This window comes from Maribellus maritimus (genome assembly GCF_022267315.1).
GTDB lineage: Bacteria > Bacteroidota > Bacteroidia > Bacteroidales > Prolixibacteraceae > Draconibacterium > Draconibacterium maritimum.
The window spans coordinates 1-8,803 of record NZ_JAIKLE010000076.1 but is presented as its reverse complement, the minus strand read 5'-3'; the positions used below and the strand labels follow the sequence as shown (position 1 = coordinate 8,803).

Below are 8,803 nucleotides of genomic sequence, written 5' to 3'. Positions count from 1 at the left end.
AACCAACTGAGCTATAGGCCCGGAATGATATTATTTTATAAATATCAGATTTCGGAGTGCAAGTTTACAACTTTGCGTGAAAATACACAAACAAATACTCGTTTTTGGTGAAAAAAAATAGTTGACCACTTATTTTCTCAAACTTCTTCAAACTAGCATTTAATGGGCACTACGTAGAAAATGTTAGTGCTTTTGTTAGTACTTTTTAAAATCCCAATTTTTATGAAATTAATGAAGTTAATTCATCCGGAGCAGGATGAGTTCGTTTTAAAGTCGAAGAAAGTTTCTTTGGTTGCTTTTCTCGACACTGCAAGAAAACGAAAAGACCACACCTCGTCAATAAAGTTAAGAATTGTTCACTTACGATTCCCAAAGTACTATTCCACGGGATTCAACCTGACAGAGGAAGACTACATGAAAATGTGTAAACCACGACCAAATCCAGAACTGCGAACAATTAAAAAACTTGTATTTCAACAATTAAAGAAGGCATATGATATCATTGCATCAATTGATGAATTTTCTTTCCAAGCGTTTGAATCCAAATTCAAGACAAAAAGAATTACAAATGACCTAATCTCCTACTTCGAAGATTACATTGAAGAACTTAACAAGGAAAAGCGATATGGAACTGCCGACAATTATTCCTGTTCCAAAAACAAACTTCTCCAAATAAAAAATGGTTGTAAGTCAAAGATAAAGTTTGAAGAAATTACGGTTCAGTTTCTCAAACAATTCGAATCAATTATGCTGGAAGAAGGATGTTCCCCTTCAACTGTTGGAATCTACTGCCGCCCCATAAAAAAGCTGTATAACGATGCAATTCGCAATGGTGACGCTCGGTTAGAAAATTATCCGTTTGGGAATCCCAAAGAAGGCTTATATAAACCGCCACAACCCCGAAATATAAAGAAAGCTCTATCGGTTCAGGAATTAAAGAAATTAATCAACTACGAACCCACTCCTGGAAGTCCAGAGCAAAGATACTTGGATTTTTGGTTGTTTTCATACCTTGGAAATGGGATAAATATTAAAGATATTTGCTTACTTCAGTTCAAACATATACAAGGAGATAGCATACATTTCATAAGAGCTAAGACCGCCAATACCAACAGGACAGCAAAACCAATCGTTATCACGCTAATTGACCAAAATAGGGCAATCATCAACCGCTGGGGAAACAAATACATTAATCCAAACACTTTTGTCTTCCCAATTCTCGACGGCACAGAAACAAGTAAAAAGCAACGTGAGAAAATAAAATCATTTACAAAGTTGCTAAATAAATCGATGAAAAAAACGGTTCTTAAAGCGGGAATTACAACCCATGTAACGACATACACTGCCCGACATTCATTCGCCACTGTATTAAAACGTTCGGGAACCAATATTGCATATATTTCCGAAGCAATGGGGCACAGCAATATCAAAACAACCGAAAGTTATCTGGATAGTTTTGAAAGCGAAGCCAGACAGGAGAATACCTTGAAATTAATTGATTTATAATTCATAAGTCGTCCTTTTCTTGGACGGCTTTTTTTCAATCACAACATCATTACAAAACTCAAGCGATATTGGGATATATGAATCGTTTTATCCGGTGTTTGCAGCCTTTTCTTGCGGCCTTCACCACAAACCAATAATTATGTTTACTAAAAATTTAAAGTCCCTTAAAATCGCTGAAATCAGGGTACAGTACAGCACAAAAATTAAAGCAGCTGACCGTGTAAAAATCGCTTGTTCAAAAGACGCAGCCGAAGTTTTTCGTTCCGTATGGAGACAACCATTGGAGTTGAAAGAGTGCTTTTACGCTATGTTTCTGAACCGAGCCAATAAAATACTTGGAACGCTGCTCATCTCCGAGGGTGGTGTAGCCGGTACCGTTGTAGATGTTAAATCAATTTATTCAGCAGCATTGAAAGCAAACGCCAGTGGAGTAATTGTTGCTCATAACCATCCTTCTGGAACAGGAACGCCGTCAGATGCAGACATTAAAATCACAAAGAAAATTAAAGAGGCCGGTGAACTTTTGGATATCCTGTTGCTCGACCACGTTATTCTTTTGCCGGAAGGTTATACTTCATTTGCAGACGATGGGTATTTATAGCTAGGAGTGCAGTTCATTAGTCAATTTATCTTAAGACTACTTGACTGGCGAGTTGCACTTTTAAGTCAAAATATACCAGACCTCTGGGGAACAAGGTACGGGGAACTTTAACCTGTGCAGTTGGCGTACCACCGAACCCCGCCCTGCAATATGTACCTTGTCATAGCCTGTGTTTTTTCTTGTTCTGGTTTAAAAATCATTCATGTTTTCATCTAGATATTCAACTAAATACCAATCTTGATTCGACTTTTCAAAAATCATGTAATAAATATTATCTGATTCTGGATATCCTAAACTATAACTGATTTTATTATTTTCTTCTTTCTCAAATCGCCCAACAACTTCATTGTTGTCTTGGGTTTTCCTAGTACCTTCAAAGATTTCATTGTTACTTATAAATTTCCATTCATCCTTTGACGGTGCTGGTTTATCAAGTCCGAAATTCGATAATGGAAATTTAATATGATTAAGTTGGAATGATGAATTTGAAGAGAATTTGTTTATAAACTCAATAAAGTCTGATGGGAAATTTTCAATAGAAATATTATTATCATGTGTTGCAGAAGAACCCGTAGAATTTGCATTTTCTATGCCATTCCTGTCAACAAAATATAACTCCCCATCAACCATTTGGACTTGTTCAGTCCCTTCTTCTGTTTCAATGTACATTGTGTTATTCATAATTTCAAGAGAAGGTTCGGAAGAACCATCTGCTTTTATATTTTTAACTGTACCAACAACAATTCCTTGTGACTTTTCCAGTTCTAAGAACAAGACAAAAGTTATTTTTGGATTGCTCAGTTTTTCACTTTCAACAGGAATTGCAACATCAATAATGGACCATGTGTATCCTTCGGCAGAAAATTTGTCATTTGATGTTTCAATATCATAAGTTAATTCAGCGTCAACTAATGCTAATCCTGCAACAATGCTTGTTCCTACACCTTTTGCTATTTTAGTTCCAATATCATAAACATCGCCACTGTTTATTTCTGAAGTAGTTTTATTGTCGCTGTCATTTGAGTTAGTTATTCTTTTCTGAATTGTTTGTTCTCCATCACTATCTTCAGTTACCAGTCTTTTTTCGTTTAGCTCAACAATTTTGCATGGTTTTTCTCCTTCTTCAATCAAAAATTGTTTAAGCATATCTGTCAAGTCATTTTCGATAAACTCTCTAAAATATTTAACAGCTTCTTTTTCTGTATAGTTACTAGCATTAGTATATTTGAATTCCAAAGGTATGTCGACATTATCGAAAGTATAGGATAACATTGAATTTTTAATTTCCCATTTACTTGTACTAGGTTTTAAGTCGTATATAATTATTATGTCACTTCCTTCTGGATTGAATATTGAGAATTTAAGTGTACCATGGTCGATTGAAGTTCCATTTTGAAAGAATTCTTCTTCACTTTCTATTGTCATGGACACTGGGATATCTTCATCTATGTCAAGGTCTTCAATGTATTCAATGGAATAATATTCCCCAATAATCATTTTAGAGTATTTGGAATCTATATTATCGCAACTCATTAGTAGCGAAATGCAAAAAATCATAATTGTTATTAAAAGAGGATTTTTCATAGTTTTATTTTTTTGAGTAAAGTTTATTTAAAATTTGTTCGGGTAATCTCAAGAACCACCAATTATCGTTTTTATCAGCAAAGTTGAGTTCTTTCTCAAAGCCGCTTAATACGCCGATTACTTTTACAATTAATCCTTTAGATTCGATAACAAAGTATAAATTATCAAAATCCATTTCTTTCTGTAATGGATATGAATCATTACAATGGAGATACAAATAATCAAGACTCTGAAATTTAAAATCTCTGTCTTCTAATTTCTTAGATAATTCACCAAATTCCATTTTTACGTTTTTTATGTTGAATTATTGCCACCTGTATTCCTTGGGAGTAGATTTCAGAAATCCGTTTTCAAAAAGAAATTTTGATAATTCATTTATATAGACCAATGCTTCTTCGTCGTACATAAGCCCAAATCCTAATCGAACTAATCCTAATGTTTTTTCATTTATTACTAAATCGTGTCCAACGTAGGTTGAACCAAAACATGAGTCATGTTCACCTATTTGAAATGAGTCAATTGATTCCAAGTTTAATTTTCTCGGTTTTTCACTTAACGGTAAAAAGCTTGCAAAGTAGAACCTTTTGGTAAGTGAGAAATGGATTTTCTTGTTAGTCAAAACGAACCCAGAAAAACCATAAAGCCTAACTCCTTTTTTTGTATTTACTAAAACCAGAGGTTTTTCATCTCTGTCTAGATTCAAGTGTAATTTGCTCTTGTGAAAATGAATTTGTTTTTCTGTTATGTCATTTAAAACACTAATATTAGGGCTCTTTTCCAATACATATTTTGTATCAAATTCTCTAATAGCGCCCTCTAATTGATTAATCTTTTCCATAATGAATTTTAAATTGGTTTTTTTAGAATATTTTGTTTCAGTTTTTTTCGTTAGTAGATACTTGCATCATTTTAACATTGGCTATAACTAGGATGTATATTCATCTTTAATTTTCCTCTCGTGATAAAAAAATGGTTATTAATCGAATATGTGTTTGCAAGCATTTGTAACTGTTTACTGTTGGATATAAAAATACTCAAATTTAGCAACTACAGGTAATCTAACCTCAAAATCAACGCAAATTACAACCAGTAAGTTTCAAGCACAAAGAGAATCACATTAAATTGCCTTTAGGAATAAAATCGTTTGTTTGAGTCGTAGGGCACCATTTCTGCGAGTTCTGGCTTCTTTGCTTTTTACCTTTACAATAGTAAACTTTAGTCCTCCGGTCGGAAAATATCGCTGTAATAAGCTCAAAATGACATCAAAATCCAGCATAATTACACAAAAATTGGAAGTGTTCATTAAACAGGCCTCCTCTCACAATCAGCCCCCCTTCTTCTATCTGTTGGGAAAACGAATTTTCAGCGCGTCGAGCCGGTACCCCATAAAAATAAAAATTCAATTCCGTTCCATTGACCCTAAAACAACATGATAAAAAACACTCGCTAAGAATTACGGAAAATAAAAACGTTGCTTACCCGAATCAGGAAACCGCCAGTGTTATTTGATTGCACCCGGGGGAGTATTACGTTGGGCGTGGGCTGTTCGTACTGCAAAAAAGTAAGTTCAGTCCAACGCCTTAAAAAATATTAAACCCCTTCTGCTGGTTGAGGAAGGACAATAAATTTTATATGAATTATACAAGTGAAGAAAGGATGGCTATCCTTAAAATTTTGCTAATCTTATCAGCAATTGACAATGATGTCGATAAACGTGAAACAATGACAATTTCAACTATCTCTGTCCATCTAAATGCTTCAAGTGCAGAAATTGTAATGGCTATGGAAATGGAAAATATTGAAGCAGGTCGTATCATTGGGCGTATGTCTGCTGAAAAAAAGATTGAACTTATTGCATTGGCTCGAATAGTAGCCAAAGCTGACGGTATCATTGACGAGATGGAGGCCGAGTTTATTGTAAAACTGATTGACGTACTTGGGATATAAATTGGACTCAGATTTTTTAACAAAATATTCGGATATGTTTGATTCAATCAGAAAAGCACGACGTAACAGAAAAATAGAGAGTCACTTTGGCGAATTTTCAAGAACGTTTACCCAAAGACAGAAAATATCAGTACTTAAAAGCCTATGGATGATAGCCCTAATGGACGGCGAATTTCACAGGAATGAAAAACTGTTCATTGAGCAAACAGCAGAAGTTCTAAACTATAAACTAAGTGACACCAATGTCCTGAAATTGAATGATATTGATACTAATGAAACGGCATGTGAAATTAAGATGATGGACCAATCTCAACAAGACTGGTTTGTTATTACATGCCTGATGATGGTTCATGTAGATGGGAAGGCACTAAATGAGGAATATGCACTACTTGACAGCCTATTCGCTTTAATTGGGATAAGCCTGGAAAGGGTGAATTCGATTATTGGAAAACATAAAGCCATCTGTGACGACTTCGGTATTGATACCGGAATCGGAATATAGGTTGAAGAAATTTGTCGTTAAAACTTATAACTATGAAGCTCAGCGGTTAACGCTGGGCTTTATTTATACCCAAACAGCATGCTTAATATTTAATTAACAGAATGATTACCCCGAACCAATTTAAGAAGCCTCCCATTTTTTTCTGCTTGCTTATGAAGAGATAAAATATTTCATAACAGGGTGAATCAGGAAGCAAAACTGAGTTCCCCATCCTCTGGTTCCCGGTTCCTTGTTCCAAAAGTCTCCATAGAAGTTACAGGGAACTGGGAACTTTTTTATTCCAAGCTACTTCCAGAAGAACAGCTTTTATCTAGTTACGTTCAATTATTACAAACGATTTACGAACCACCCCAAAGCTTGGTTAACATTAAATTAACACTTAAATTTAAAATTCAGGACGCATCTCAGATATCCCAAATTCGCTTTGTTAAATAATTTTTATTATGATAGCTATAATTTTGATGTTTTTGGAGTGAATTAATTTAATAATATATAATTTCGCAACGTCATTTTCTTATAAGAGGACGAAAGTTGTTTGAAACATTGTTTCTGAGGTTTTGGAGCAGGGGAGTCTGCAAAGGAATCTGTAACGTAAATTAAACTAATGTAAATTAAAAATAAAACAAAAATTTATTTTTAAATTTATAAAAATGATAAAATTATTTATCGAAAAGTTCCAGTTATCAGAAGAAGAGATAATTGGTCAAGCAGAGGCATGTGCCATTGCAAATTGTATTCCACAGGAATATTATGAATCAGTAGTTAATCTGGAAAACCAAGATGTTTTCAAAACTGTGGAGGAAGTAAAAGATGTGATAAACGAAGAGTTCGTTGATAGCTGCGACGACTTAGAACGTCAAGAGAAAGACTTGGAAAATATTGTTTTTCTGCTGGAATTAATCCAGAAGGGGGAAATCCGGCGTGCAATGCTATCGGAAGAGATTTATTCATCGAAAAATAAGGCTGTACAAATGTTATGCAGTATTATCGGTAATGCAAATACAGAAGCTCGTTTTTGCGACCTATTCACAGCAGATAGCCTGAAAAAAGCCTTAGCCCAGAAACCTAAGAAATTGTTGGGAAAACTGTTGTTTGAAGGAACCAACACTATCCTGTTTGCTGACAATGGCGTGGGAAAAACTCTACTTAGTATGATTTTAGCAGATAAATTGGCTAAAGGAGAAGCGTCCATATTTGGATTGGAAGTTGAAGAACCGCATACACCACGCATTGTATTATACTACGATTTTGAGATGTCTGAATTAATTACGCTCAAGAGATTTGGATTCGCAACGGAAGAAGATTTTGTTGGTTTGTCAGATGCAGCAATCAAAGACCGGCTACCCCATTTTAAAAGATATGACTTCGAGACGATGCGTAAAGAATTTATTGATGACGGTGTTTCTGAGGAAGATATTGCAAAAACTTCTAACCACGAACAAATTCTGATTCACATTGATTCTTACCTGGAACGAAATCCCGGTCATAAAATAGTAACATTCATCGACAACTTGTCAGCACTGGGAATAAAAAAAGAGGATAATTCCGTAGTGGGCTTAATCATGGGAAAGTTTACGAAATTAAAACAGAAGTACGGCTCACGAATAACAAACGTGATGCTTGCACACACTCCCAAAGTACCGCGGGAACAACTACTGGTAAAAGAACATTTACAGGGAGCAAAGGCCTGGTCAAACCTTGCGGATGAAGTAATTGGACTAAAACAATCAAGCCAGGGCGATGAATATTTAATTCTGAAGCAGTTGAAAGGAAGGATTGACGGCGTAGAATATGGAGAAGACAACGTCTTGGTTTTTAAACGTTATGTCAACGATTCAGGTGTGTTAACGTTGGATGTTGTAGGAACAGATTCTGAATATTCCCATACAATGACCGAAGAAGCTCGCAAAAAGGAGATTGAAAATGCGAACTCTGACTTGTATGATGAAATTATAGAAAACTTCAACAAATCATTTGACATACTGGATGACTTCCCAGACGACGTTGGTGTAGACGAAAGAGAACCTTATATTTTTAACGTTGCAGAAATTGCTAAAATCCTGCTTAATGATTATAATGTCGATTATCCGGCACGATTGTTATCAAAAGCGTTAAAAAACAATAATCTCGTATACAAACCATACAAGATTGGAAATGGAAACAACAAAAAAGGATTCATACTGGAAAGAATAAATGCAGCCGTTGAGGTTGAATGTTAATAAAATATTTTGGGGGGCTTTAAAATTAGGCTCCCCTTTTTTATGGTTCCCGGTTACCTGTACCCTGAGAGAGCCGGTTCTATATATTTGAGGGAACTGGGAACTTGAACTCATCCAAAGCAAATGATACAGTTACAATAAAATCCCCCTCACTACGATTTAAAATTAACATCGAGTAAAAATAAATCGATTGGACTTGGCTTTTGTTTTATGAAAAACGCCAGTCTTTTGACCTTAAAAAATGGAATGTTAGTATTTATGTTAGTAAGAATATTTTTTCCTTAAGCAATATCTTAAATAAACCGTTGAATATCAATACGTTTGAAGCATGCATTTGAAAATGGTGGCTTGATTATGAGTCAGGTGCTCTAACCAACTGAGCTATAGGCCCGGAATGATATTATTTTATAAATATCAGATTTCGGAGTGCAAGTTTACAACTTT

8 protein-coding genes are annotated in these 8,803 nt (G+C 34.9%); 5 read left to right on the top strand and 3 right to left on the bottom strand.

Annotation, left to right across the window (positions count from 1 at the left end; genetic code table 11):
• The first annotated feature begins 222 nt into the window (after nt 1-222).
• Together K5G00_RS28395 and K5G00_RS28390 are read left to right on the top strand one after the other, a co-directional pair.
• On the top strand, nt 223-1,506 hold the full coding sequence (locus K5G00_RS28395; protein ID WP_238769874.1) for a tyrosine-type recombinase/integrase: 1,284 nt from the start codon (nt 223-225) through the stop codon (nt 1,504-1,506).
• A 139-nt stretch (nt 1,507-1,645) separates the two neighbouring features.
• Nucleotides 1,646-2,107: a JAB domain-containing protein gene (locus tag K5G00_RS28390; protein ID WP_238769873.1), complete on the top strand. Its 462-nt coding sequence runs from the start codon at nt 1,646-1,648 to the stop codon at nt 2,105-2,107.
• A gap of 189 nt (nt 2,108-2,296) precedes the next feature.
• Here the strand turns inward: K5G00_RS28390 and K5G00_RS28385 are convergent, their stop codons facing one another.
• The 3 genes from K5G00_RS28385 to K5G00_RS28375 are packed head-to-tail and all read right to left on the bottom strand — an operon-like array spanning nt 2,297 to nt 4,529.
• Nucleotides 2,297-3,691 carry a DUF4348 domain-containing protein gene (locus K5G00_RS28385; RefSeq protein ID WP_238769872.1) on the bottom strand — a complete coding sequence of 465 codons (1,395 nt, stop codon included), beginning with the start codon at nt 3,689-3,691 and terminating at the stop codon, nt 2,297-2,299.
• A gap of 4 nt (nt 3,692-3,695) precedes the next feature.
• Nucleotides 3,696-3,974: a hypothetical protein gene (locus K5G00_RS28380; protein WP_238769871.1), complete on the bottom strand. Its 279-nt coding sequence runs from the start codon at nt 3,972-3,974 to the stop codon at nt 3,696-3,698.
• 21 nt (nt 3,975-3,995) lie between these two features.
• Nucleotides 3,996-4,529 carry a hypothetical protein gene (locus tag K5G00_RS28375; RefSeq protein ID WP_238769870.1) on the bottom strand — a complete coding sequence of 178 codons (534 nt, stop codon included), beginning with the start codon at nt 4,527-4,529 and terminating at the stop codon, nt 3,996-3,998.
• Nucleotides 4,530-5,323: 794 nt separating this feature from the next.
• Between K5G00_RS28375 and K5G00_RS28370 the strand changes: the two genes are divergently transcribed.
• From K5G00_RS28370 to K5G00_RS28360, 3 genes are all read left to right on the top strand, one after another.
• Nucleotides 5,324-5,638: a TerB family tellurite resistance protein gene (locus K5G00_RS28370; RefSeq protein ID WP_238769869.1), complete on the top strand. Its 315-nt coding sequence runs from the start codon at nt 5,324-5,326 to the stop codon at nt 5,636-5,638.
• A gap of 34 nt (nt 5,639-5,672) precedes the next feature.
• Entirely contained in the window at nt 5,673-6,140 is a 468-nt protein-coding gene (locus K5G00_RS28365) for a TerB family tellurite resistance protein (protein ID WP_238769875.1), read from the top strand.
• Between the two features lie 650 nt (nt 6,141-6,790).
• Nucleotides 6,791-8,359: an AAA family ATPase gene (locus K5G00_RS28360; protein WP_238769868.1), complete on the top strand. Its 1,569-nt coding sequence runs from the start codon at nt 6,791-6,793 to the stop codon at nt 8,357-8,359.
• Nucleotides 8,360-8,803 lie beyond the last annotated feature (444 nt).